The 25377-nt window shown below is 34.4% G+C and carries 26 protein-coding genes, 2 pseudogenes and 1 riboswitch; of the genes and pseudogenes, 14 read left to right on the top strand and 14 right to left on the bottom strand.

Going from position 1 to position 25377, the window contains the following annotated elements:
• Positions 1-21 precede the first annotated feature (21 nt).
• The 4 genes from I5818_RS05600 to I5818_RS05615 all read left to right on the top strand — a co-directional run bounded on the left by I5818_RS05600 (position 22) and on the right by I5818_RS05615 (position 3027).
• Positions 22-816 carry a VOC family protein gene (locus tag I5818_RS05600; RefSeq protein ID WP_235849802.1) on the top strand — a complete coding sequence of 265 codons (795 nt, stop codon included), beginning with the start codon at positions 22-24 and terminating at the stop codon, positions 814-816.
• Between the two features lie 17 nt (positions 817-833).
• On the top strand, positions 834-1598 hold the full coding sequence (locus I5818_RS05605; protein WP_209391868.1) for a helix-turn-helix domain-containing protein: 765 nt from the start codon (positions 834-836) through the stop codon (positions 1596-1598).
• Between the two features lie 373 nt (positions 1599-1971).
• Entirely contained in the window at positions 1972-2235 is a 264-nt protein-coding gene (locus tag I5818_RS05610; RefSeq protein ID WP_058003560.1) for a CD3324 family protein, read from the top strand.
• Positions 2236-2388: 153 nt separating this feature from the next.
• The gene (locus tag I5818_RS05615) at positions 2389-3027 is read left to right on the top strand and encodes a FusB/FusC family EF-G-binding protein (RefSeq protein ID WP_078111315.1); all 639 of its coding nucleotides are present in this window, start codon (positions 2389-2391) and stop codon (positions 3025-3027) included.
• Positions 3028-3086: 59 nt separating this feature from the next.
• On the opposite strand, the gene I5818_RS05620 is transcribed toward I5818_RS05615, so the two are convergent.
• On the bottom strand, positions 3087-4688 hold the full coding sequence (locus I5818_RS05620) for a catalase (RefSeq protein ID WP_078111316.1): 1602 nt from the start codon (positions 4686-4688) through the stop codon (positions 3087-3089).
• Positions 4689-4857: 169 nt separating this feature from the next.
• Here I5818_RS05620 and I5818_RS05625 point away from each other — a divergent pair, with 169 nt between their 5' ends.
• Positions 4858-5892: an ArsR/SmtB family transcription factor gene (locus I5818_RS05625; RefSeq protein ID WP_209391869.1), complete on the top strand. Its 1035-nt coding sequence runs from the start codon at positions 4858-4860 to the stop codon at positions 5890-5892.
• Positions 5893-6031: 139 nt separating this feature from the next.
• Positions 6032-7258: an MFS transporter gene (locus I5818_RS05630; RefSeq protein WP_169847000.1), complete on the top strand. Its 1227-nt coding sequence runs from the start codon at positions 6032-6034 to the stop codon at positions 7256-7258.
• Between the two features lie 199 nt (positions 7259-7457).
• On the opposite strand, the pseudogene I5818_RS05635 reads toward I5818_RS05630, so the two are convergent.
• Positions 7458-8592 (bottom strand): annotated as a pseudogene (locus I5818_RS05635) (IS110 family RNA-guided transposase).
• A gap of 739 nt (positions 8593-9331) precedes the next feature.
• On the opposite strand from I5818_RS05635, the gene I5818_RS05640 reads away from it, so the two are divergent.
• The 4 genes from I5818_RS05640 to sspL all read left to right on the top strand — a co-directional run bounded on the left by I5818_RS05640 (position 9332) and on the right by sspL (position 11141).
• Positions 9332-9865, top strand: coding sequence for a GNAT family N-acetyltransferase (locus I5818_RS05640; RefSeq protein ID WP_078109157.1), 534 nt, complete (start codon positions 9332-9334; stop codon positions 9863-9865).
• Position 9866: 1 nt separating this feature from the next.
• Positions 9867-10322: a GNAT family N-acetyltransferase gene (locus I5818_RS05645; RefSeq protein WP_071975060.1), complete on the top strand. Its 456-nt coding sequence runs from the start codon at positions 9867-9869 to the stop codon at positions 10320-10322.
• Positions 10323-10357: 35 nt separating this feature from the next.
• Positions 10358-10936 (top strand): histidine phosphatase family protein, encoded by a 579-nt coding sequence (locus tag I5818_RS05650; RefSeq protein WP_078109158.1) that lies wholly within the window; start codon positions 10358-10360, stop codon positions 10934-10936.
• A gap of 70 nt (positions 10937-11006) precedes the next feature.
• Positions 11007-11141 (top strand): small, acid-soluble spore protein L, encoded by a 135-nt coding sequence (sspL, locus tag I5818_RS05655; RefSeq protein WP_078109159.1) that lies wholly within the window; start codon positions 11007-11009, stop codon positions 11139-11141.
• A gap of 61 nt (positions 11142-11202) precedes the next feature.
• Here the strand turns inward: sspL and I5818_RS05660 are convergent, their stop codons facing one another.
• Both I5818_RS05660 and I5818_RS05665 read right to left on the bottom strand, forming a co-directional pair.
• Entirely contained in the window at positions 11203-11706 is a 504-nt protein-coding gene (locus tag I5818_RS05660; protein ID WP_078109160.1) for a DinB family protein, read from the bottom strand.
• A 147-nt stretch (positions 11707-11853) separates the two neighbouring features.
• Positions 11854-12528: a YetF domain-containing protein gene (locus I5818_RS05665; RefSeq protein WP_078109161.1), complete on the bottom strand. Its 675-nt coding sequence runs from the start codon at positions 12526-12528 to the stop codon at positions 11854-11856.
• 176 nt (positions 12529-12704) lie between these two features.
• Between I5818_RS05665 and I5818_RS05670 the strand changes: the two genes are divergently transcribed.
• The gene (locus I5818_RS05670; RefSeq protein ID WP_078109162.1) at positions 12705-13271 is read left to right on the top strand and encodes a GNAT family N-acetyltransferase; all 567 of its coding nucleotides are present in this window, start codon (positions 12705-12707) and stop codon (positions 13269-13271) included.
• A 24-nt stretch (positions 13272-13295) separates the two neighbouring features.
• Here I5818_RS05670 and I5818_RS05675 read toward each other — a convergent pair whose 3' ends face one another.
• Positions 13296-13622 carry a hypothetical protein gene (locus tag I5818_RS05675; RefSeq protein ID WP_078109163.1) on the bottom strand — a complete coding sequence of 109 codons (327 nt, stop codon included), beginning with the start codon at positions 13620-13622 and terminating at the stop codon, positions 13296-13298.
• Positions 13623-13948: 326 nt separating this feature from the next.
• Between I5818_RS05675 and I5818_RS05680 the strand changes: the two genes are divergently transcribed.
• Positions 13949-14305 carry a MerR family transcriptional regulator gene (locus tag I5818_RS05680; protein ID WP_078109164.1) on the top strand — a complete coding sequence of 119 codons (357 nt, stop codon included), beginning with the start codon at positions 13949-13951 and terminating at the stop codon, positions 14303-14305.
• A 163-nt stretch (positions 14306-14468) separates the two neighbouring features.
• Here the strand turns inward: I5818_RS05680 and I5818_RS05685 are convergent, their stop codons facing one another.
• Positions 14469-14969, bottom strand: a complete 501-nt coding sequence (locus I5818_RS05685) for a DoxX family protein (protein ID WP_071975058.1) — start codon at positions 14967-14969, stop codon at positions 14469-14471.
• 279 nt (positions 14970-15248) lie between these two features.
• Positions 15249-15333, top strand: a riboswitch (ZMP/ZTP riboswitch).
• Positions 15334-15541: 208 nt separating this feature from the next.
• Here I5818_RS05685 and I5818_RS05690 point away from each other — a divergent pair.
• Positions 15542-16387, top strand: coding sequence for a bifunctional 5,10-methylenetetrahydrofolate dehydrogenase/5,10-methenyltetrahydrofolate cyclohydrolase (locus I5818_RS05690; protein ID WP_071975057.1), 846 nt, complete (start codon positions 15542-15544; stop codon positions 16385-16387).
• 873 nt (positions 16388-17260) lie between these two features.
• Here the strand turns inward: I5818_RS05690 and I5818_RS05695 are convergent.
• From I5818_RS05695 to I5818_RS05725, 7 genes and pseudogenes are all read right to left on the bottom strand, one after another.
• Entirely contained in the window at positions 17261-18406 is a 1146-nt protein-coding gene (locus I5818_RS05695; protein WP_078109165.1) for an ABC transporter permease, read from the bottom strand.
• Positions 18406-19527, bottom strand: a complete 1122-nt coding sequence (locus I5818_RS05700) for an ABC transporter permease (RefSeq protein ID WP_078109166.1) — start codon at positions 19525-19527, stop codon at positions 18406-18408. Before I5818_RS05700 ends, I5818_RS05695 begins: the two co-directional genes overlap by 1 nt.
• A 22-nt stretch (positions 19528-19549) precedes the next feature.
• Complete coding sequence (locus I5818_RS05705) at positions 19550-20488, bottom strand: ABC transporter ATP-binding protein (RefSeq protein ID WP_078109167.1); 939 nt, start codon at positions 20486-20488, stop codon at positions 19550-19552.
• A 118-nt stretch (positions 20489-20606) separates the two neighbouring features.
• Positions 20607-21710, bottom strand: a complete 1104-nt coding sequence (locus I5818_RS05710) for a sensor histidine kinase (RefSeq protein WP_078109168.1) — start codon at positions 21708-21710, stop codon at positions 20607-20609.
• Between the two features lies 1 nt (position 21711).
• Positions 21712-22350, bottom strand: coding sequence for a response regulator transcription factor (locus I5818_RS05715; RefSeq protein WP_071975052.1), 639 nt, complete (start codon positions 22348-22350; stop codon positions 21712-21714).
• Positions 22351-22574: 224 nt separating this feature from the next.
• Positions 22575-22667: pseudogene (locus tag I5818_RS26000) on the bottom strand (YjcZ family sporulation protein); the annotation flags it as partial.
• Between the two features lie 166 nt (positions 22668-22833).
• Complete coding sequence (locus tag I5818_RS05725; protein ID WP_158022171.1) at positions 22834-23010, bottom strand: hypothetical protein; 177 nt, start codon at positions 23008-23010, stop codon at positions 22834-22836.
• 407 nt (positions 23011-23417) lie between these two features.
• Here I5818_RS05725 and I5818_RS05730 point away from each other — a divergent pair, with 407 nt between their 5' ends.
• Complete coding sequence (locus tag I5818_RS05730; RefSeq protein WP_058003582.1) at positions 23418-23663, top strand: hypothetical protein; 246 nt, start codon at positions 23418-23420, stop codon at positions 23661-23663.
• A gap of 141 nt (positions 23664-23804) precedes the next feature.
• Here I5818_RS05730 and I5818_RS05735 read toward each other — a convergent pair whose 3' ends face one another.
• Complete coding sequence (locus tag I5818_RS05735; protein ID WP_071975051.1) at positions 23805-24854, bottom strand: LCP family protein; 1050 nt, start codon at positions 24852-24854, stop codon at positions 23805-23807.
• Positions 24855-25377: the final 523 nt, after the last annotated feature.

The following is a 25377-nucleotide window of genomic DNA, read 5'->3' on the forward strand; positions in this document are numbered from 1 at the left end:
CGCTGGGATGGAGGGTTTATCATGGTAGATTTAGAGGAGTTTGAAAACTGCGTAAAATGGTATCAGGAGATACTGGGATGGGAGTGTGTTGATAAAATTACTTCTTGGGTTGGTAGGAAAGGATTTATGAAGTTACCTAAAGCGGGGATGGTTACGATAAAGTCATTTGAAGGGGAATATGAGCACTTACAATCTTCTAGTAATGAGGGACAAGTAAAGCTGGTATTTGTAACCTATGACCTTGATCACACCTTAAGCTTCTTAGAAAGAAAAGAGGTAAAATTCACTGAAACAAATATTTTACCTAATGGTCAAAGATTCTGTGACATTTTTGCTTTTAACGATGCGAGATTAACACTTGTCGAGGACAAGCAGAAAGTGGATACCGATGACTACCCGGAATCAGGAATTCTAGGTTTCGGAAATGTAAATTCCTTAATCTATGTTAAAGATCCAAAGGTTTCTGCGGAATGGTATGCAAAGAACCTTGGATTTGAAGTGGTTGAGGTGAATGTAGAAAAGGGTTATGCACATCTGAGGACAGAAGATGCTTATGACAGAAATGTGCTAGGACAACAATATTGGGATAATATATGGTTACTCCAAAGTATGAAAAGTTCAGTTGAAAAACCGAGTGATCATCAGGCTAGATGTTATTTTGATATTAGACCCGCTGTTTTCTTTGAAGAATACAATAAATTAATTCGTAATGGGATCAAACCATCAGAAATTGCAGGAGACCCAATAAACGGTTGGGGTGGATTTCATATATATGATTCTGATAATAACCGAATAAATATTTGGTCGTACAAATAAAAAGATGGACAGATGAAATGAATCTTACGATAAAGGAATTTTCAAAAAGGACAGGACTCCCCCCTAGTAAACTGAGATTTTATGATAAAAAGAGATTATTAGTGCCATTTGTCAGGTTGGAAAATGGTTATAGGGCCTATTCGTTCGATCAAATATATCAGGCAAAAATGATTGATTCGCTTAGACAGGCAGGTATTTCAATCCAGGATATAAAGCTATATTTTACAGTGAATGATCAGGAGAAAAAAAAGATACTTGATCGTTGGAGAGAGGACTTGAACAAAAGAACGGAGGTCCTCCTTGCAGCTCAAAAATATATTGGTGGCATCAATGTAGAAAATCCGCAACAAACACTATTATTATCAAATTGGGAGACCGAAAAGTATTTTGTGTGGCAAAGGGTTCATTCGCAAAGGCAGCCGAATCCTTTTCAAAAGCATTTTACTACTGCAAAAAGTCAATTAGAAAAACTAGGAGTCACATGCTCTGAACAGGTATATGTAAAAACTGAAATGATTACTGAGGACAAAATAATAGGAGAGATAGGGTTTGAGGTTCTAAATAATTCTTTGACAGGAGATCATAAAGATTTTAGAATTGAAAAAGTTTCTCCAACCTTATTTGCAGTTTTACAGGACTGTAGACCAGAAGATGCACTTTTTTGCTTTTCTTATATACAGGTTATCATCCGCTACGGATTTCAACCAATAGGTTCGAAGCTAGAGAGATATTCGAACATAGATGCGAGTACCTTTGATTATTTAATTCCAGTTGTAAAATAATTTTTGTAAAAAAAAACGGATCGTTTTATATAATTTATAGCGGAAAATCCCAAAAATATGGAGTAGCTTGTGGCAGTTATTATAATAAAAAACTTATTATTTTATAGCTACTCAAGATGTTTTCTAAACTAATTTGTTTTATAATAAGTAAAAACGTTTTTACTAACACAATTTGGGAGGTGATAAAATGGCAATAGAACCCAAATTGCTAGAGTCTGTAGCTACTCATGCAAAGCCTATTATTGGAAAGGCGATACTTTGCATGGGGTGGACAATACTAAAATAAACAATCGCCCATTATTTAATTTTGCATTTCTAATATTTTGGCTTTGCACCTTATTTCTAAATATAAAAAAATAAGGGGCTGGCAAAATTGAAATATGTAAAAGCATCAACTGTTTTACCTGAGAATCTCATTATGGAAATTCAGAAATATGTTCAGGGGGAAACAATTTATATACCGAAACCTCGGAACAATCACCAGAAATGGGGGACTCGATCGGGTGGAAGGAAATACATTGATCAACGTAATGCGATGATAAAAAAAGCATTTAAAAACGGCACAACAATCGATCAATTGGCAGATGAATATTTCCTTTCAATCGAAACGATAAAAAAAATTGTTTATGCTAAATAAATGGAAAAGGCACTGTCAATGAAGGAGTTGTCTCCTTGGTAGTTGACGAGTGCCTTTTTAGGTATAGTTCATTTCCGACATATTTTCTACCTTTCAATAGGTACGATAATCTTCTATAGTTAAAAAGAATCTGAAGTTTAGGAGTTGAAAATCATGGATCCTTTCATAAGAAGTGATCAATATCATTTTATAAAGCAACAAACACAAATTTTAATAAACGGCCATTCAACTGTTAACGATGGAAATGTCCTTCAAGCACTAAAATCATTAGCAAAGGAAAAGGTCGTTCAATTATTTGAAGAATTAACTGAGGAACAGGAAGAACTCATTCAACCAATAATAAATGTACAAGATACAGCGGATGCTGAGAAATTTTTAGCTACAATAGTGCCTTATGTAGTTCCTTTTAAAACAGTCTCACAGCAAGCTATTAAAAAGCTGTTTCCGAAAGCAAAGAAATTAAAAGTACCAGCAATGGAAGATATGGATTTAAGAGAAATTTCCTATTTAAGTTGGATTGACGAAGGATCTAGTAAGAAATATCTTGTGGCCATGCTTGACAATAAACTTGTTGGTTTACAAGGATCCTTTAAAAGGATTCAGCAAAAAGGAATCTGTGCTTTATGTAATAAGCATGAGGAAGTCGGATTATTCTTAACAGAAAAAAAGGGTGAGGTACGAGATACTTTTATTAAAAAAGGAAATTATATTTGTATAGATAGTTTAAAATGCAATCAAAATTTAACTTCTGTAGATAAACTTCATGAATTTATTGAACGGGTAAAAAAATGAGTGTATTCCAATAGCGGCTGCCTGATTGTTTCAATTTACAGACAGCCGTTACCATTTTTTTAGTATGGATCAGCCTCATGACCTTTATTGATGGCTTTTTCAGGTGCTTTATCTGCATCCTTATTTCCAAGTGGCTTTTGACTGGAACCACTTTTAGATGCTTGAGTCAAACCTTCTCTTAGCCTACGTCCATATTCTTCATCTGCTTCTTCAGCAAGAGCGATCATTTTCTCTTGGATTCTTTTATCACAAGGAGCAAGTCCAGAAACAAGATTTGATATTAATTCATCTTTTTCCCACTGTTCAAAGCTTCGGTAAGTTTCTCCTGCTTGTTTCGTATTACTTTGGCGATCGATGGATTCGCGTACTAATTGGCCTTCAATCTGAGGTGTATATTCCTTCCCGTATTGTTTTGCTTCTTTTAATCCACCTAAAATAGATGGTTCATAATTCACATGAGGATTTTGTCCAGGTGCACGATCTACCTTATATTGCATTTGTCCGCCACTTTGGTTTGTGGCTACACGTTTTTTGGGCGCATTAATTGGGAGCTGTAAATAATTCGCACCTACTCGATACCGTTGTGTATCAGAGTAAGAAAAAGTACGACCCTGAAGCATTTTATCATCTGAGAAGTCAAGCCCATCGACAAGTACACCTGTCCCAAATGCCGCTTGCTCTACTTCGGTAAAATAATCCTCTGGGTTTTTATTAAGCACCATTTTTCCTACTTTTCTCCAAGGGAATTGATCGTCAGGCCATAGCTTTGTATCATCCAATGGATCGAAATCTAGTTCTGGATGCGCATCATCGCTCATGATTTGAACAAATAATTCCCATTCTGGATAATCGCCTCTTTCAATTGCATCATATAAATCTTGTGTTGCATGATTAAAATTAGTTGCTTGTATTTCTTCTGCTTCTTTTTGTGTCAAATTCTTAATCCCTTGTTTTGGCTCCCAATGATATTTTACAAGTACAGCTTCCCCTGCACTGTTCACCCATTTATATGTATTCACACCAGAACCCTGCATCATTCGATAATTAGCTGGAATTCCCCAAGGAGAATAAACAAATGTGACCATATGAAAGGTTTCTGGAGAATTGCAGCAAAAGTCAAAAAATCTTTCATTATCTTGGAGGTTTGTTATTGGGTCAGGTTTAAAAGCATGAATCATATCTGGAAATTTAATTGCATCACGGATAAAGAAGATTTTAAGGTTATTCCCTACTAAATCCCAATTTCCGTCCTCTGTATAAAATTTTACAGCAAACCCCCTTGGGTCCCTTAATGTTTCAGGTGAATGTCCGCCATGAATAACCGTCGAAAAACGTACAAAGACAGGTGTTTTTTTCCCTTTTTCTTGAAATAATTTGGCTCGCGTATATTTAGAAATTGGTTCATCTCCACATGTACCATAAGCTTCAAAATATCCATGTGCCCCTGCACCACGTGCATGAACAACTCGCTCTGGAATTCGTTCACGATCAAAATGGCTAATCTTTTCAATAAAATCATAATTCTCTAATGTAGCGGGTCCACGATTTCCTACTGTACGAATGCTCTGGTTATTCGTAATTGGATGCCCTTGTCTGTTTGTTAATGTGTCTTCATGTTCTTCATTTGTTTGATTGATTGGTTGGTTTGTGTCCTTAGACATTCGATGTCCTCCTTTTTTGAAAGTTTTTTCATCGAAGATAGCTTTTGCTTTGATTAGTATAAAAATACAATGGAGCTTCTAATTATTTTGTTTTGATTGATATCGAAAATACATGTTGACGAAAATAGAATGTTCGATGTATATTATGATTAAAATAGGAGGGGATCTAATGGTAGAGCTGGGAGAAAATATTCTTATTATTCAATCACCTGTGTTTGAACAGCTTTCATCTATGTTTATTATCCAAGATTACGCAAATAAGCAGACTAAACGAGAACTAAACGGGGAACTTCAAAAGTGGGTAGACGAGAAGGTGCGAAGTATTCCCCAAATATTGAAGGATGAATTAGAAGTCTTTTTTAGCCAAGAAACGTTTATTGGGTTAAGTATGATTCGATATGCATATGAAACAAATTGTTATCAATCTTTAGAGAAATTTATTCAGCAGATTGAATCGGATTCCGCACATCATATTTTTGAACATTTTCTAGAAACGGGATTCACACCAACTGAAGTATCCGATATTCATGATTTTACAGAGGTTAGACTGTTTATCAAAAATACAAGCTTACCGGAAAATGAAAAATGGAAATTGACTTATTTATATGTTGATATAGAAAATACTAAAAATCGTTTTATCTCATTAATGAAACAATTTTATGAGTTTTACTTTAAAACGGATCTTCCATACTTTTTGAAGAAGCAGCAAGAAAATATTGATTATTTAAAGGGAAAACAAATATTTTCAACGAGGGAAAAGGTTGGAGAGGCATTTCCAGTTATTCCTTCATATGTGATTGAGAATAAAGCGATGAAGCTAATTCTATCTCCATCTTATTTTTATGATACATCATCTCTTTCATCAGATAGTGAGCAGTCATTTATTTACCACTATGGGATAAATGAATATGATTCTAACACCAAAAATAAGATGAGCCTAGATGATGTTTTAGATGCCATTAAAATCGTTGCAGATGAAAAACGTATTAGAATTATCATGCTTTTAAATAAAGCTCCTAGATATGGATATGAGCTTGCCCAGACATTGTCTTTATCTAATTCAACTATTTCTCATCATTTATCCACTTTACATTCGATTGGAATTGTCTATTCTATGAGAATCGAAAATAAAGTTTATTATCAACTTAATAAAGATAAGCTAAAGGAGCTAATGGAAACATTAACAAAATCATTACTAGAGTAAGGAGGTCATAAGGCGACCTCCTTATATATACTATCGATATTCGATTTGTGTAGAATGAGTCATTTTATGTATGTTGTATAATGCATTGTAGTTCGATTTGTATAAAAAGAGTGATTTTATGATAATGGAAGGTTGGGATATGATGAAAAATAATGTATTAAGGAATAAAAACTTTCTTCTTTTATGGATGGGCAATAGTGTTTCTGTGCTAGGTAATCGCTTTTATAATATTGCGATTATGTGGTATATCATTGAAACAACAGGTTCGTCCATTGCATTAGGTTTAAGTGTCCTTTGCTTTACTATTCCGTCTGTATTAGTAATGCCTTTTGTAGGAGTTTTAGCAGATAGGAATATTAAAAAGTATCTTCTCGTTTTTTCAGACATGATTAATGGGTGTATCATGCTTGCGATTGCTTTGTTCATGTTTTTTGAGGAGCTACCTATTTATTTATTATATTTACTGATGATTGCTTCATCACTTGTATCTGCTTTTTTTAGTCCAGCGATAGGAGCAACGATACCACTCATAGTAGGAAAAGAGAACTTGCCAAAAGCAAACTCATTTATGCAAGTAACGAATCAACTATCGAATATTATTGGGCCAGCACTTGCAGGAATACTAATAGCAGTTACAAATATGTGGCTCCTATTTTTGATCAATGGGATTTCATTTATTATTTCTGCATTTAGTGAAATGTTCCTTGCGATACCAAAAGTGGACATTGATCATGTGAAAAGAAAATTTTATCTCCAATTTCAAGAAGGATTCACCTATGTTCTACGCTATAAGAAGCTGTTGCACCTAATAATTGTTGGCGGAATCATCATCAATTTTTTCCTAGCACCATTAAATGTATTTATTACTGTCCTATGTAATCAAATACTAAAAGTAGGCGCTAGTGGAATGGGGATCGTGGATGCTGCCATTTCAGTAGGAGCATTATCAGGAAGCCTCATTATATTATTAAACATCATGAAAGATAGAGTAAAAATGGTTATCTTCGGTTTGTCAATTGAAGGAATTGCTTTGCTAATCTCAGGAGTTTTTCCTGAAAGCTATATAGCCCTCCTAATTTTTGCATTTATTTTAGGTATTGGAGTTAGCATGGCAAGTGTTGGCATTGGAACCTTATACCAAACCATGGTCCCAGAAAATAAAATGGGTCGTGTAGGAAGCTTGCTTTCAACCTTGTCAACATTTATCGTACCGTTCGGAACAATGTTTGGTTCTTTTATTATTAACTATTTATCGATCTCATGGATTTTGAATGTATCAGGAATTTTAGTTACATTAGCTGGATTGTCTTTAATCATCACTTTTAGGAAAAACAGGGGACATGCAGCAGATAACTTATCAGTTTAAAAGAATGGCTGTTTTCGTATATAGTTTGTAGCTCTTTTCTGTGAAAATAAAACTCCGCCTTTAAGAATAATTTATTAAGTTTAAACTTGATTAAAATTGTGCAAGCTATAAATAATTTAATTTGGGCAATAGGAAAGCAGAGCTACCGAATTTTTCGGTTTCTCGTTTAACTTTTCTGTTGTTTGTCTATAATGCTAATTTAAGTTGACTCATGGTAGGGTTCCTTATTCTGAAGCATATGATAGACAATAGTTAGCATTCGATGTCCGATGGCAACGAGTGCTTTTTTCTTTCCCCTTCTTGCAGCTAGTGACCAATATTTGATTCCTAATCTTTGATTCCGACTTCTTGAAACAGCCCACGCAGCCTCACACAATGCAGATTTAATATGAGGATTTCCTTTAACCGTTTTAGTGTTTTTTTTCCTTCCAGCACTTTCGTGATTTCCGGGCGACAATCCTGCCCATGATGCAAGATGTTTGGAGGTTGGAAATTGTCCCATATCTACTCCTATTTCCGCAATGATAACAGCTGCCGTGTCTTTCTTAATTCCCGGCATTGTAACCAGAAGCTGTACTTCCTCCTGATAGTTGGATAAAATGACGTCGATTCTTTTCTCGATATCTGATATTAATTCTTCTAAATTAACAATGTGCATCCAAGATTGCTTAATAAGAAATAGCTGGTGATCATTTAATGTTCCAAATAGTGAGTCGGTAATCAATTGCTTTTTATGGGCCATTCTTCCATGTATCTTTTGTTCGACATCTTCTTGATCGATATAACCTTCATTCATGAGTTGTTCCAATAGTTTTCGTCCTGATACTCCAAATATATCTGAAATAACTGTGCTTAATTTGATGTTTGAGGACTCTAGTACCTTTTGGATTCGGTTTTTTTTCGGATGTCATGTGTCCAATCCATTTTTTTCTGAGGCGAGTCAAATCTCTCAAATTTCGAAAGTCTTCGGGAGGGACAAAACTTTTCTCTATTAAGCCATGTCTTAATAATTTAGCAATCCATTCAGCATCCGAAACATCTGTTTTCCTTCCAGGGACATTTTTAATCCTTTGAGCATTTGCCAAAGTAATATCAAAGAAATCCTCCAAGATATTGTATACAGGTTTCCAGTAGACGCCTGTACTTTCCATTGCGATGTGGGTTACTTCCTTCTCCTCAAGCCATTTAAGAAGATGAAACAGATCCTTCGTCAAAGTAGGAAATGTTTCAGTCTCCTTAATCAAGTCAGTTTCTGATTCTCCAAGAATGACACAGGCAACTATTGTTTCCGAATGAACATCTAGGCCTGCACATCGTTTGTGCAATGTTTCCATTTCACTCCACCTTCTGAAAATATTCCACAAACAGTGGAATGAATTTGAAATTAAACATTTTTCTGTTCGTAGTCATCTCTCGAAATTGAGAGAGCTAACAATGGGTTGTGCACCAAATTCATTCCAACAGTTTTCTCAACAGGGTAAGACCACCAATAAGAGCTACGTCATATACTCACTGTTTGTGGTATCTACATTATGGGACAGAGAACCCATTTTCATTCTGGGTTGAGAGCGAAAGATCATGAAAGTTTTCTATGTGAAATAAAGGGTGTAGCGGTCTTCATCCGATAGTTAAAACTTTGCTTAAATAGCAACAATGTTTGAGAAAAGTGCCAAAAAAATAAAGGGAAATAGATCGGATATCGAGAAGAAATATAAGGTTTGGATTTTAAAATGTTAGTAAAGTCACAAAAGGATTAAGAGTATCGGTAGGGTATGAAACATTTGAAAGAATTCAATGCATTACTGACGAATGTTACATTAGTTTGCAGCTCTTTTCTCGTGATTTGAAGTGTGGCTGTTTTCGTATAGTTTGTTGCTTTTGTAAAAGCCCAACTGCCGGCTTTTCCACCCAATAAGAATTCATCGGTCATATGGAGTTTGTCTCTCTTTTCTCGGTGATATGAAAGGTGCAGCGGTCTTCATCGATAGAAATTCTTAAAACTTTACTTAAATCATTAGTTAAAACTCAATGTCTAAGAAAAGAGCTGCTAAAAAAAGAAGATAGGTGATAGACTTGATTTACTTTGAAACAGATCGATTACGCATGCGTGCTTTTGAAACAAAAGATTTACTAGATTTTAAGAAAATGAATGAAGACCCTGAGGTGATGAAGTATTTTCCAAAGATACTGACACATGAAGAAACAACAGCATTTTACGAGGCCATCATGGATGAGTTTCAATCCTATGGCTATGGACTATATGCTGCTGAACTAAAGGAAACAGGGGAGTTCATTGGTTTTATTGGATTTCATCACGCAACATTTGAAGCGGATTTCACACCTTGTGTAGAAATTGGCTGGAGATTGAAAAAGGAAGTTTGGGGCAAAGGGCTGGCAACTGAAGGCGCAAAAGCTTGTTTAGAATATGCGGAGGAGAATTTGCAGTTTGAAAATGTGTACAGCTTCACAGCAGAAATTAATACGCGCTCAGAACGAATTATGCAGAAAATTGGTTTAAAAAAGGTCAAAACATTTTTGCATCCGAAGCTTGAACTAAATGATCCATTAAAACCACATGTATTATATGCTTTAAAGGTAGGGGATTAAAATGAAGTTTAGACAATTAGGAGCTAATGAAAGTCCTCCAATTGAACTTTTATTATTAGCCGATCCGTCACGTAAGCTTGTTGAGGAGTATATTGATCGAGGGCAATGTTTTGTTGCGGAAGAAAATGGTGTAGTCCATGGAGTTTATGTACTTTTACCGACAAGGCCAGAGACGATTGAATTAGTAAATATTGCTGTATCTGAGAAGGAACAAGGAAAGGGAATAGGCAAGAAGTTAGTGAATCATGCGATTGCTCATGCAAGAGAACAAGGGTTCAAAACTATTGAGATTGGAACAGCTAATTCAAGTATTTCACAGCTTGCACTTTACCAGAAATGTGGATTTCGAATAACGGGAATCGATAGAGATTTTTTCCTTCGACATTATTCAGAGGAAATCTATGAAAATGGAATACAGGCAATAGATATGATCCGCTTATCGCAAGATTTGGATTAAGAGAATAGATTTTTAACAAGAATGGAGGGGTGCATATGACTAAAATTGGTTTTGTCCGCCATGGAAGTACAGCGTGGAATAAGGAAAGAAGGGCACAGGGAAGTGCTGATATCCCACTCGATGAGGATGGAATTATTCAAGCAAATAAGCTTGCTGAGCGGTTAAGTATGGAAAATTGGGATGTAATATACTCTAGTGATCTTTTACGAGCAAGACAAACAGCGGAAATCATCAGTGAAAGAATGGGCAATAAACAAATTGTTCTAGAACCACGAATTCGTGAAGTGAGTGGTGGTCAAATTGAAGGAACGATTGAATCTGAGAGAATAGCTAAATGGGGTCATAATTGGAGAGAGCTAGATTTAGGTATGGAAGATGTGGAAAGTGTAATTAAAAGAACTTTACCTTTTATTCAAGAAATTCAAGAAAAACATGAAAATATGAATATATTGATTGTTTCACACGGTGCTTGCATTCAATGTCTGATCCAAGAACTAGTCCCACAAGTAGAATTTGAAGGACATTTAGAAAACACATCCATAACAGAACTCAATAAAACATCAAATGGATGGACATGTAATCTATATAATTGTGCGAAGCATCTAGATTCTTAAAAATGTAGCGGTTTTTAGGATAAAAAGTGAATGGTGAGGGAGGCTAGTAATTAGTATTGGAGGTGAAAGGATGCCTAAAAATAATAACCGTGGAAAAAAAGCTCCAGGAGTAAATCCACAAGGCTATGGACAAGACGATACAATGACTAACGATCCTAAAAGCCAGCTAGAAAATAGAGCGAAAAAGAGTAATACAAAAATATAATAGTGATTGATTAAAAAATACTTAGATGAAAAGGCTGATTTCAAAATCAGCCTTTTCATGTTTACATTTTAGGTGGTTCCATACCCATTTTTGACCATTCTTCTTTCGATGGTCCATAAACGCCAGGAACTGTTAAGCCAGCCTGTCTCATGAGAACGGTAAGTTGTCCACGATGATGGATTTGATGATGAATGATAAACATTAGTAATGCTCCATTCGACATATCTCTACCGAAAACATTGTGAACCTCGCTTAATGTGCTATCTGTCCATTGAGTGTTGACAGCATCTGCGAATAACTCACCCATTTTTCGATATTGATCCGCAATATATGTAGCTGATTCTGGCACTGGAAAGTCTTTATCTGGTCCATCAAATTGTAACCCTGTTTGAGATCCCATTACTTTAATTGCTGTCGTAATGTGCCAAGCAACACGACCTAATGACCAATGGCCAGGAGCAATTTCTTGTTGCAAGGATTGATCCGTTAACACGTCTAAAACTTTCTGTGTTTCCATAACTTCATATTTCCACATTTGTAGAAATCCTTCTACGTTTTGAAACATGGATAATCACCTCATTCATTTCAATTAGTTTTGCCCTTTCAGTTTATAAATATTGTGACCAATATTCAAGTGATTCAATTGATGGTGATTAGGATACATGATTCAGCCACAATCGATATCTAGAGTTAATGCAGCTAAACTGTTATTTTAATCAACATGAATGCTTCCGTCAGGTTGTAATTCTGCATAAAAGATTTTACTTAGATGGGGGTGTCCTTTCATTTTCAATTCTTCCAATAACCAATCTTCATTAATATTAAGTTCTTTCAAATTCTTTTTAATTATTTTTCCATCAACTACTAACTCTGTTGGAAGATATGGTCTCCGTTTGGTTGAAATATGTGTGTCTTTTTTTATGACCGATTCATATTCCTCTTTTTTTAGTATACTTAACTGTCCATTAGGTTCGAGGATCGCATATTCTACTTCTTTTATACTAAAGACATCCTTTAATCTCATGAGCATCATTAAATCATCCATATTTAATTTATTGGAACGCATCGCGTCTACATGTATTTTTCCTTGCTTAATGATAATCGAAGGTTCCCCATCAAGAATGGTTCTAACTTTGACTGATTTTAATGAAATGTATTCGATAATTAATGTTAATAATGACCATAGTGTTAAACCAATAATACCATCAGTAATTTTAATGTCTTTATGGACAACCATATCTCCAGCAATGTTTCCAAGAGCAATTCCGGTTATATATGTAAATACAGTCACATGATTTAATTGTTTTTTTCCAAGAATTCGAGTCAATAGAAGCAAAATACTAAAGCTAATGAATGTTCTAAGAGAGGTAATGAAGATAGATTCCATACAATACTCCTTTGGGCATAGATGACATTATTTTCTCCGACATTCATCCAATTATTCCCTATCTATTTTGGCAAACTTATCTGGTTTTTATAGAAGGAAATATGATAATGAATGTAGAAACTAGAAAAAGCATGAGTTTCATTATAGAGTTGTAGGTCATCTGCTTAGGAGGATATATGCTAACCAATTTATTTCAAGGAAAATACGTGAAATTAACAGGAGTACAGGAAAATGATACAGATATAATGGTGAAATGGGGGGAAGATGTAGAGTATCTTCGTAATATTGATACAGATATTGCCATTCCCAAATCGAAACAGCAAATTGAGAAAGAATCAAGCTCAAGTTCAAATTCTTTTTATTTTCAATTGCGAACGATTCAGGACGATCAATTAATCGGCTTTATTGTTATACATAGTATTGAATGGAATAATCGAGCAGGATTATTATCCATTGGAATTGGAGATCCGTCTTTTCGAAATAAAGGCTTTGGAACAGATGCACTGCAATTAATGCTTCGCTATGCATTCTGTGAATTAAACCTCAATCGTGTAGGATTAGATGTGATTGAATATAATAAAAGGGCGATTCGTGCTTATGAAAAGGTTGGATTTCAACAAGAGGGTAGAATGCGCGAAGCGGTCAAGCGTGATGGAAAATCCTATGATCGGGTGATTATGGGAATCCTTTATTCTGAGTGGGCTTTGTTCAATCAACAAGATGAAAAATCAGGTGTCCGGTAGATTCAAGCCAGACACCCTTTTCTTTTAATATAAATGTTTAACAGTAAAAATAAAAATGATTATACCGGAAAGACATAATCTTATTATGTGGTGCAACGGATTTATTTTTCCATACATGTGGAATCCATTAAATAATGCCACACCATGAATCAACATTAAAACAAAAACGAGTATGAATAATGTAAAGGGAAATGTAGACGACAGGCAAGCTGACAAAATTAAAAGTAAACCTAATAAACAAAGGCTTAAAGCAGCTAAAAAAGGGATTTTCTGTTTCTGAAGTTGGATTGCCCCACTTAGAGTTGTTCCCCCACCGTAAATGATGACAAGTAAAAGTCCAAGGAAAAACATTAAACAACCTCCTAAAGATAAGTTAGCTCTTTTCAAAAGGCTGTTTTCGTATAGTTTGTTGCCTTTTGTAAAAGCCCAAGTGCCGGCTTTTACTTCCAATAAAGAATTCAGCGGTCTTATAGAGTTTGCCTCACTTTCCTCAGTGAAATGAAAGATGTAGCAATATACAACCGAGAGTGATTATTCATTAGCAACAATGTTTGAGAAAAGAGCCTTTCAAGAAAAGAGATTGAGATCATTAAACTTTACGGGGTTAACCCCATGTCAACATGAAATCTGAAGTTTTTTTTGAAGAATTCTAATAAAATGATAGATAAGGTGAGAAGATGCAAGTAGGAGAATTTGCCAAGCTAGTAAATGCCTCAAAGGATACCATTCGTCATTATGAAGAGATGAAACTGCTTAAACCGAAGTGGAACAAGAATCGGAAGGATTATCAGGAAAAAGAAGTGAATGATTTTCAAGTAATCATCGAGTTAAAAGAAATGGGATTAAGCTTAAAGGATATCCAATTGCTTTTTGAGCTTAAAGAAAAAGTAGGCTGTGGTCAGGTGGAACTCTTTCAAGGAGTATACAAAAAATTAATAGACCAACTTGACGCAGTGCAAAAAGAGGAAGAAATATTACGAAGGAGAAAACAGGCGCTTGAAACGCAGGCAAAAATAATTAAAGGTTATTTATAACGCTAGGTTGATCGTTAAAATCAACCTGCTTTTTTATTTTCATTAATTTTTAAGATCAATTGGGGCAGTGTGAAGACAACATATAATGTAAAAGACTGTCGACAATTCTCGACAGTCTGAAGGGAAATAAGCTTCTACTTGTTAATTTACCAAATTGTCATGTTTAATGAGTTGGAGCATGATGTCGATTTAATTTATTTGTATTCCACCATTTTTTAATATAAGGAATTGTCAATCGATCTACTCCGTAATAATAACCTGCTGCTCCAGCGGCCATGATGAGAATAGCTACTGTATATAAAATAGGATTTGTGCTTGTTGTACCAGCTAACATAAAGTTTAAGTTCATAAATGCTCCTGCAATAAGTGCCGGGATAGTTGCAAATCCTACAATTAATCCAAGGCCAACTAATAATTCACCATATGGAATGAGATGATTAAATAATTCTACATTAGGTAGTGCAAAATGTTGGAGGAAGTCTGCATACCACCCTTGTACGGTAGGATGCTCTCCAGTTGCATTAGCAATAGCTCCTTGTAAAAATCCAAATGCATCAAATCCATGTGTCAATTTTCCAATCCCGGCTTCTAACCACTGAATACCTAACCAAACTCTTAAAACTGTCCATACAATTGCCATTTTCGGTCCTCGTAACCATTTCATGACCAACATCTCCTTATATATTGTGAAGTATTTCACAAGTTATGATAAAAATTTTTGCTATCTAAGATGTAAGATTGTAAGCCAGCTAGCTTGTTAGAAAGTTTGTGAAATATTTCACTAACTTTCTATAGCTCTAATATAAACTTTTTTTCCTAAATTTACAATAGCGTTCACAGAATCTTCATTAAGTTTATATTTCTGATTTAAAAGCTGTTTTTTCAAATATGATGATATTGAGAATCGATATTCTATGTGATATGATCGAATTAGTTAAATCATTGTTAACACAGTAACTGACGACATTTGTGGAATAGACCACTTGGGAGCTGTGTTTATATCGGGTCGGGTCGTCTGGGCAGAGATAAGGAAGGTAGAACATCATTCACCACCCTTATCTCTTTTTATTTTTGTAAAAGTCTAACAGTCGGCTTTTACACTCAATACAGCGGTTCTTATGAAGTTTGCAGCTCTTTTCAAAGTGAAGTTAAAGATGTAACCCCTTCAGCATTCATTATTACTTCAATTGCAATAATGTTTGAGAAAAGAGCCTTACATTTTAAGGAGGTTTCTTAATGGAAAAACAAATTCTTGATGGAAGATTAGTTGCTGACAGTGTGAAAAATAGCTTGAAAGAAAGAGTGGAAAACCTTATTAAGAAGGGGATCACTCCATGCCTCGCTACAATTCTAGTTGGGGATGATCCATCCTCAGAAACATATGTAAATATGAAGGGAAAAGCTTGTGAAAAGCTTGGAATGAAATCAATAAAAATCCATCTCTCCAAAGAAACATCAACAGAGGAACTTTTAGAAACCATTCAAAAGTTAAATGAAGATGACACCGTACATGGAATACTACTTCAACACCCAGTCCCATCCCAAATTGATGAGCGAAAAGCATTCGATGCAATTGATATTCGTAAGGATGTTGACGGAGTAACAAGCTTTGGATACGGACAAACTGCATTAGGGTTTGGAAAATTTCCTTCCTGTACACCTGCTGCGATTATGAAAATCTTAGACTACTATGAAATTCCGATTGAAGGAAAACATGCCGTTGTTATTGGTAGAAGCCCAATCCTAGGAAAACCTGTATCTGCCTTACTTTTAAATGAAAATGCAACGGTAACGACCTGTCATTCACGAACTACCAATTTAGCAGAAATCGTAAAATTGGCTGATATCGTCGTAGCTGCCGTTGGAAAGCCAAACTTTATTCAAGGTGATTGGATCAAACCAGGTGCCGTTGTATTAGACGCTGGATATAACAAAGGAAACATTGGGGATGTAGATTATGAAGCTTGCCTTGTAAACTCAAGTGCAATCACTCCAGTTCCCGGTGGCGTAGGTCCAGTCACAATATCTATGCTTTTAAAACACACAGTTGATGCAGCGGAAGAATCATTAAAAGCAAATTAATCGAAAGGATGAGAGTAGTCTCATCCTTTTTGTTTGCTTAAAAATTGACTGGATTAGGATTAGTTAATGGAAGAAGAAGGTTCAAAGGATTGGAAAGACTACATAATAAAGTGGAAACCAATCAAAAAAAGTAAAAGACAGAACAAAAAAAGGATGAACCAGACAAGAAAAGAGAAAGACCATACAAAAAGGTGAAAACCACTCAAAAAAAGTAAAAGACAGGACAATAAAAAGAGAGGACCACACAAGAAAAGGGGGATACCACACAATAAACTGAAAACCAATCAAAAAAAGAGAAGGACAGGACAATAAAAAGGATGAACCAGACAAGAAAAGCGAAGGACCATACAAAAAGGTGAAAACCACTCAAAAAAAGTAAAAGATAGGACAATAAATAGGATAAACCAAACAAGAAAAGCGAAGGACCCACAAGAAAATGGGTAAACCGCACAAAAAAGTAGAAACCAATCAAAAAAAATAAAAGACAGAACAATAAAAAGGATGAACCCCACAAGAAAAGAGAAGGACCACACAAAAAATGAGTAAACCACACAAAAAAGTAGAAACCAATAAAAAAAAGTAAAAGACAGGACAATAAAAAGGATGAACCCCACAAGAAAATGGGTAAACCGCACAAAAAAGTAGAAACCAATCAAAAAAAATAAAAGACAGAACAATAAAAAGGATGAACCCCACAAGAAAAGAGAAGGACCACACAAGAAAATGAGTAAACCACACAAAAAAGTAGAAACCAATAAAAAAAAGTAAAGGACTAAACAATAAAAAGTAAGAGCCAGACAAGAAAAGAGAAAGTCTACCCAAAAATTTAAAAAACCTATTCCCAATAATCAGGAATAGGCTTCAAACAACTATCTACACAAAACTTTTTGTATTATTATTTCGACCAAATTTGTAGATTGCAATTAAGAAAAATGCAAGTGCAAAACCAAGTAGAATCATAAAGTTTAAGTACAAGCTTCCAAGTGTATTTCCTTCCTGAAGTGCTGTTATCGTAGACAATGTCCAGCGCTGTGGAAGGAAATTAGCGATTTTCTGGAGAGAGTCTGGCATAACCTCTAATGGCCAAAAGCATCCAGAAAGCATAACGGTAGGTAGGACAATTAAATTTTGCAGAGCATTTGCTGCACTCCTGCTATTTGAAAAGGAAACGATTACTAATGCAAGACCGACTGCGACTAAGGCAAAAGTAAATAACACTAGAGCTGCTTCAATCAATGGAATTTGAATATCGATATTAAATACAGTCGTTAACACCGTTAGTGTTATGATCACTTGGATTGTCATTACAATCATGTTTACAATGACATTAGACAGGATATATTTTCGTGCACTAATTGGTGTGGATAATAATCGAAAATAGGTACGATTTTCTTTCTCTGTTAGAATAATCTCTGACATATTTCCTGCTGACATGAGCATGATCATAATTAGGAAACCTACTGCTGTATAGGTCATTCCCTTTCCTTTTGACGTGTCTGATACGACTTGAGTTGTCACTTTAAAGGTACTTGTTTGAAAGTCTTTATACATTTTATCAAATGATTGTAGATTACCATCTGCTATTTGGCTAATAGTAGAAATATTATCGATGTATTGATACAAATAGGATTTTACATAACTAGTTATTGCCGCTCCTTTGATGGAGGTGATTTCGATATGTTGTGGAGATCCTTTTAAGACACTTTCAGAATACCCTTCATCGAGGGTGATAACGGTGTCGAGCGTTCCAGATGTTATTTTATCTTGAATTTGGGATTCATTGATTTTTGATACCTTTACATTTTTTAAACCTTGTAAAAATTTGACCGTATCTTGTGAAATTTCCTGTTGATCATGATTTACAACACCTACATGAAGGTTCATTTTTGTATCTCCACCATAGGCAACAAGGGCAATGAAGATCCCGATTAATGGCATGAATAGATACATGATGATATTTTTCTTTTTACGAAAGGTGACACTAAGCGTATTACCGACTAACCAAAGAATATCCTTCATTATAATCCCTCCTGTCTTTTTAAAAAGGTAACAGCGATCAATAAAAATACAATGGCGACACAAATATTTATTGTAAGTGCTGGAATTGCAGCCGAAAAGTCATTCGCATAAATAATTTTTGTGATTGCTTGGTTCTCCCATGTTAAGGGGGAAAGCTTTGTAAGAAAATTCATCATTCCTTCTGGATTTTCGATTTTAAAATAAGCACCACCAAAAAAGGAGGAGAGTTGAATGACCAGCATAATAATGGTGGTTGCTGCTGCACTTGATTTAGTAATATAGCTTATTCCGAGTCCAAAGCTAACAGCTAGAATTACTTCAGTTAGTAGAACAAGAAATATCATCCAAATATTATCTCCCCAATTGACATGAAACAATAACTTACTAAAGAAGACAACTAGTAATACACAAATGAAATTAAGTACAACATTTCCAAGAACTTTTCCGATGAAAATTTCACTCTTTTTTACAGGGGAGACAATTAAACGAATCGCTGTCTTTCGAATTCTTTCGCCATTGATTAAGGAGCTAGCAGACATCGCACCATAAAGAGCGATCATTGTTGTCATTACAATGGCATAGTAATCCATTGAGCCAGGTTGTTTATCAGGCAACAAAGAAGTCTCTTTAATAAATGATTCATGTTTCTGATTAGTAAATACCATTCCCACTTTTTCAGGAGCGACTTTGATTACTTGTGAAGCAATATTGTATTTATCAACAAATGAGGTTAACATGCCTTGAAGAATATTGCCCTCTATACTGTTTTGGTTATTTATATAAAGCTGAATGCCTTTTGGATTAATCTCGATATATCCATCATATTTATTCTGCTTCATGTCTTCTTTTCCATTAGCATTCTCAGCGGCTTTTTTAAAATGAATGCCTTCTTTTTCAGCTGCCTTAATGAATGGATTGAGATATTCGGAAAACTCTCCATTTGATTGGTCTTTATATAAAACGTTCATATCGTCTATTGTTATACTTGCATTAAAAGTACTTGAAAGGGCAGTGCCTAAAACAAGCATTAAGACGATCGGAAAAGCAAGCATAAATACCAAAGTACGAATATCTAGAAAATCAGATTTGATTTCTTTCATCGCGATATGAAAAATATTCATTCCAATAACCTCCTTTCTGTATTTATTGATCTCTTAAATTTCTACCTGTCAATGTTAAAAATACGGTTTCTAAATTTGGTGCTTTTTCTTGTAGAGAGCGAATCTCAACGTGTCTACCTATAAAATGTTCAATAATTTGATTTAAATTATTCACACCTGTATCAGAATTGATTTTGATGCAATTCTCATCTATTTGAACGGCTTCGACTCCATTAATAGCTTTGATAGCTGCAAGATCAATATTTTCAGTAGATTTGACCTCAATCCAAAGATCTTTCGTATTGGTGATAATCGATTTTAGCTGTTCCTTTGTTCCTTCTGCAATGATTTTTCCATGATCAATAATAGCAATTCGTGAACAGATTTCCTCAACCTCTTCCATATAATGACTTGTATAAATGACCGTACATCCCATTTCATTAAGTTTTCGAACGGAGGTTAAAATATAATTTCTTGATTGTGGATCGATCCCAACAGTTGGTTCATCCATGATAATGAGTTTTGGTTGATGGGCAATGGCACAAGCAATATTCAGGCGTCGTTTCATCCCACCTGAGAAATTTTTCGGATAACTTTTATGTTTATCTTGTAAACCGACAAATTCTAATGCTTCCTCTACACTCTCTCGGAGCGCATTTCCACGTAAACCATAAAGTCCTGCAAAGAACTTTACATTTTCATAGGCAGTTAAATCCTCATAAATGGCTAGATCCTGAGGGACCATTCCGATATTCATTTTGGCAAAACGGCTATTTTTCATAATGTTTTTGCCAAGAATATTGATGGTTCCTTCATTATGTCGTAATAGCCCTGCAACCATATTAATCGTTGTACTTTTACCAGCACCATTGGCACCAAGAAAACCAAAGATTTCTCCTTCTTGAACAGAAAGGGACATATTATCAACGGCAATAAAATCACCAAATTTTTTTGTTAAGTTTTTTATCTCTAAAACGTTCATCCTCTCACCCCTAAATAAGTTTGTATCGTAAGTATAAAAAAAAGAATGAACGAATATAAGTGTAATCGTTCACCCTTTTCATATGAAAATATTCATATTTTTTGTATGAGAATTTCATTTAGTCGATAGGAAGGAGAGTAGTAACGGAAAATCCATTAGTCCCATCAATGATTACTTTTCCATGAATGGATGCAGCACGTTCCTCCATACCAATGATTCCTAGCCCCTTTTTGATTTTGTCTGCCCCAGAACCATTATCCTTTACCTCAACTCTAATGAGCTTGTTCAGCACTTTCATGTCTACTGAAATAAAGGTCGCAGTCGAATATTTCAGTGAGTTTGTTAATGATTCCGTTATATTTTCATGGATAATTTTCCATTGGATTGGGGAAAGGATGTCCATATTTCCGTGATGAGTCAAAGCAGTTTTTATATGATGCTTGGAAGAAAACTCTTCAAGAAAGAGTTTCATTCGATGGATTCCAACTTGGGCTGTTGGAGGCTTCATATTTTTCAATGTTAAACGAATATTTTCTATGCCATCACTGGAAATATTAATAGCATTTTGCAGTAATTCCATTGCTTTCTCTTTATCAATTTCTAGTAAGCGTTTCGCTGCTTCCATTTGGATCAGGGCCCCTGTCATTGAATGGCCAATTTTATCATGGATCTCTTGAGAGATGCGGTTCCGTTCCTCCAATTTAAAGGTGTATTCGGATTGTCTAATGTACTCATTATTTTCGTTCAAATTTTTTGTCAGCTTTTGAATCGACTTTCTCATTGCATCAATTTGTTGTTCATTTTTTAGCATGACAATTTGATATTTCGTAGCAATGTTGAATATGATAAAGCTTGATATAGCAATCAAGAAATATTCTGGCTGTAATGCTTTTTCTATGTAAAAAATAGGAATGACAGAAATGGCCAGAGGAACCCATTTTCGTTCAATTATATGTGATGACAATTCAATTAGTGATAATGGCAATAGAAAAATAAACAAAGGATGGATGAATACATAGGCCAAAATGGATAGGGTAATAGATAATAGGAAGAAGATCCATTTTAACATCTTTTGCTTAAAAATATAGACAGCAATATTTATACAGAAATAACAAATGAGTGCAAAAACAAACCATGAAAGACTGTCAATTATACCCCGTATTCCATTGATAATGATAAAAAGTAAAATAAGAACTTTGTTTAAAATGATCCAATTTTCCATATTAATCTACTTTTCCTGTAATAAAATAAATCGCGATTTGTGTCCGATGCTCTAGACCAGTCTTTCCTAAGATAGAGGTAATATAATTAGCCACCGTTCCTTCTGAAATAAATAGCTGCTTAGATATTTCCTTATTTGAATATCCCTTAGCAATAAGAGACATAATATCTCTTTCTCTTGTCGTAAAAAGAGTGGGATCAATTTTTGTTTCAGTTTCCTTTGTTTCTAATAAATTAGACTTGATTTTTTCTAAAACAATATCCTGAATGATACTATTTCCGTTATACACACTTCTAATGGCATCTCTAATCCGTTCTGGTTCATTATTTTTCAATAAATAGCCTTTTGCTCCATTTTTTATTGCATCTAATATGTATTCATCATCATCAAATGTTGTTAATATCATTGGTTTCGTTTTAGTTTCTTCGGAAATGATTTTTGTTGCTTCAACCCCGTTCATATGGGGCATTCGTACATCTAATAATGCCACGTCTACCTCGTTATTTTTGCAATAGTCAACTGCTTCCTTTCCATCATTCAAGGTATCCAAAACTTCGAATTCCTCATATGTATTTAAAATGATTTTCAATCCTTCTCGGATAAAAGAGTTATCATCCGCAATGATGATTTTTATCTTCATATTCATCACATCCATTATTATAATCTTGTTCCAATATTACTATTATATGCCTACGATAAATGGAAAAAAATAAGTAAAAAAATGTTTTTAATCTTTTGTTAAGTACCTATTTGGATCTAGGGTCTGCTCTGAGAAGTGACCAGTCCTTTTTTTGTCGGAGCTGAATAAGCTGCTCATGCTACAAATAAAAGAACGAAGCGTCAATAACGCTTCGTTCAATTCATTTAGTATGCACCGCCAACAAAAGACGCGCCAACAATGATTAAAAGGATAAACAATACAACAATCAATACAAATGTTGATCCGCCACCATAGCCACCACCACTATAGCCGTAACCTCCGCCGTAACCACAGCTCATAAATAACACCTCCCTTTAACCAGATAATTTACTGTATGTAAGAGAGGTGCCATTTGAAATGGACAAATGTTTATTGTTGAAAATAAGTAATAAATTAGTCAGTAAAGTAATAATAATTGTTTAGTTAATATTGCTTTTGAAGATATATTTTTATTTCATCTAAATTGAGAGTTAGCTTATCATATTCATATAAATTAGGAAAAATTGCTGTGCTTCCATTTTGCAAAAGCTCATGAATTGTTTCCTTATAATTTGGAACTTGAATTTTTTCGTCATTTTCCAAAAAAGTGACTTTAACCATAGGGTCCTCCTATATTCATTTTCCTTTTTAGTATAATTTTACTATTACTTGTAAGATGATTCCAGTCGAAAGTGTTTTTAGAAAAATAGGGCAATATTCACAAACGTAAAAAAGAATCAATTTTATTGCTTAGTCCTAGTACTATGGGCAGTAGTAAAAGGATGTAATATAGAATATAATTTAATTAACAGAATTTTCTCACTCTAATCTTATAAGTGAGCCGTTCCAATCAGTTGACAAGCTGCATATATTTATAAGTAAGATAGTGGATTTATGAAGGCTAATTATCGTGTGTAGTTGCCTTCGAGCTCTTTTCTTCAGCTAGTACTTTCAATCGGTAGTAGAAAAAATAGTAAAATTTTTAAACACTGATTAGTTAAGAGCTTATAGAAAAGGGGGAAGATTATATGTTTCAAATTTATGATGTAGCTTTAATCCCACTTATTGCTGGATTGGTAGAATTGGCTAAACGAGCAGGACTTCCAATTAAATACTCCCCATATGTAGCGATTATTCTTGGACTTTTACTTAGTTTTTTTTATCTCACAGATAATATTAAAGAAGGCATTATTGTTGGACTAATGTTGGGCCTATCGGCAAGTGGTCTATATAGCAGTTCAAAAAATATAACCAAAAATAGTAATGGAAAATAGCATAATTTGTCACTATTACCTGGGAAATCATGAAAGTTAAGGTAAGGATTTGCCGAATAGGGTATTCATAAAAAAAAACCGCGATCACAATTTCGCGGTTTTTTCTTATGAAGTCAGTTTTTGCTTTGAAAAGAAACTATATCAATAGTTATTTTCTTCTTCTGCATTTTCTTCGTCATCATAATTATTATTTGTATCCACATTTGCCACATTATTTTTTAGTTCTAAATGTGTGGATAACTTTGTTTTAATTTCTTCAAGTGCTGCATCATCAAGTTGATAGTAGTATACACCATCAATCATTGAGTCAGTCCCTGCTAGTGTTAGTGATTCAATATTTAAATGACCTGAAAGACCATAATCAATTAGTGATTTCATTTCTGAAAATGTCATATTCGTTGTCATATTTGATCCAATCGCATCGATTAAATTACTATACTTTGTAGCGGATTTTACTGAGATAGCTTTATCTAAGATGGCCTTCATAATTTCTTGCTGACGTTGTCCCCTCATGATATCGCTGTCTTGTTTACGCGTTCTGGCAAGTGCAAGTGCCTCTTCACCATTTAATGTTTGAAGTCCTGGATCCAAGCGAATAGCATGCTTTTTATCATTTGAATCAATTTCGGAAATTTTATATGGTACCTCTACTTCAATCCCATCTAACGTATCAACGATCTCCATAAATGCGTAGAAGTTCATTTCTACATAGTAATCAACAGGGATTTTAAGCAGATTTTCAACCGTATCAACAGTTGATTTGATCCCTCCATACGCATGGGCATGATTAATTTTGGTTTTATAGCCAACATCATCTATATATACATAGGAGTCTCGTGGAATACTAAGGAGTTTTACTGTTTTTTCTTTTTCATTTAATGTTGCTAACATTAAGGCATCTGAACGGGTAGCATCACCATAATTTCTTGCATCACTACCATCTACCCCTATAAATAAAATCGAAATATTATCTGTATATGGATCTACCTTTGCTTCTCGATATTCTGATTTTCCTTTTCTCCCGTCTATTTCCTTATATGAATCATTAACCGCTTTTTCTGCCTTTTTATATAGAATGGCACCATATGCCGTGAATGAACATGCTAGTAATAAGATTGGAAAGATAACCAACCATGCAATAAGTTTTCTTTTTTTCTTTTTCTTATTCATACTTTTCTCCTGTCTTCCCATACCCACACTCCTTATAAAAAAGTTTGTTTTAAGGTTAAATGTTAATTTTTTGAAGTTTCGATTTTGTAGCAAGATTGAATTTGTATAATCTCAGATTCATTCTAGACGGTTACAAATGATAAAAAGTTTCATATTATTCTATTTTTCTCATAAATTATGTCAAATTTTATTTTACTATGTATATTATTGACTGTAAAATGAATTTTTTGTAACGCGCTTTTCCTATTTTTTTCAGCTTTTTCTAATATAGTGATTTTTGCAATGAAAATTTCGATATCGGGTGTAGGGGATGGGTGTTAAGGTAATAAAATAAGGTTATATGCTATATGTGTAAAATATCTTTTTATATGAAAGCATCCTTATATATTTATTAATTTATTTTACGCAGAAAGATTGAAGAGTTGCCAACTTTTCTAAAATATTGTTGCTATTGATTACCTTGAAAGACTTTCAATCCACTTAGAAAAGAGCTACTATCTTCAAAGTCACGCTGGATCCTTATTAGATATAAAAAAATGTACAA

Source organism: Heyndrickxia oleronia (assembly GCF_017809215.1).
Classification (GTDB): domain Bacteria; phylum Bacillota; class Bacilli; order Bacillales; family Bacillaceae_C; genus Heyndrickxia; species Heyndrickxia oleronia.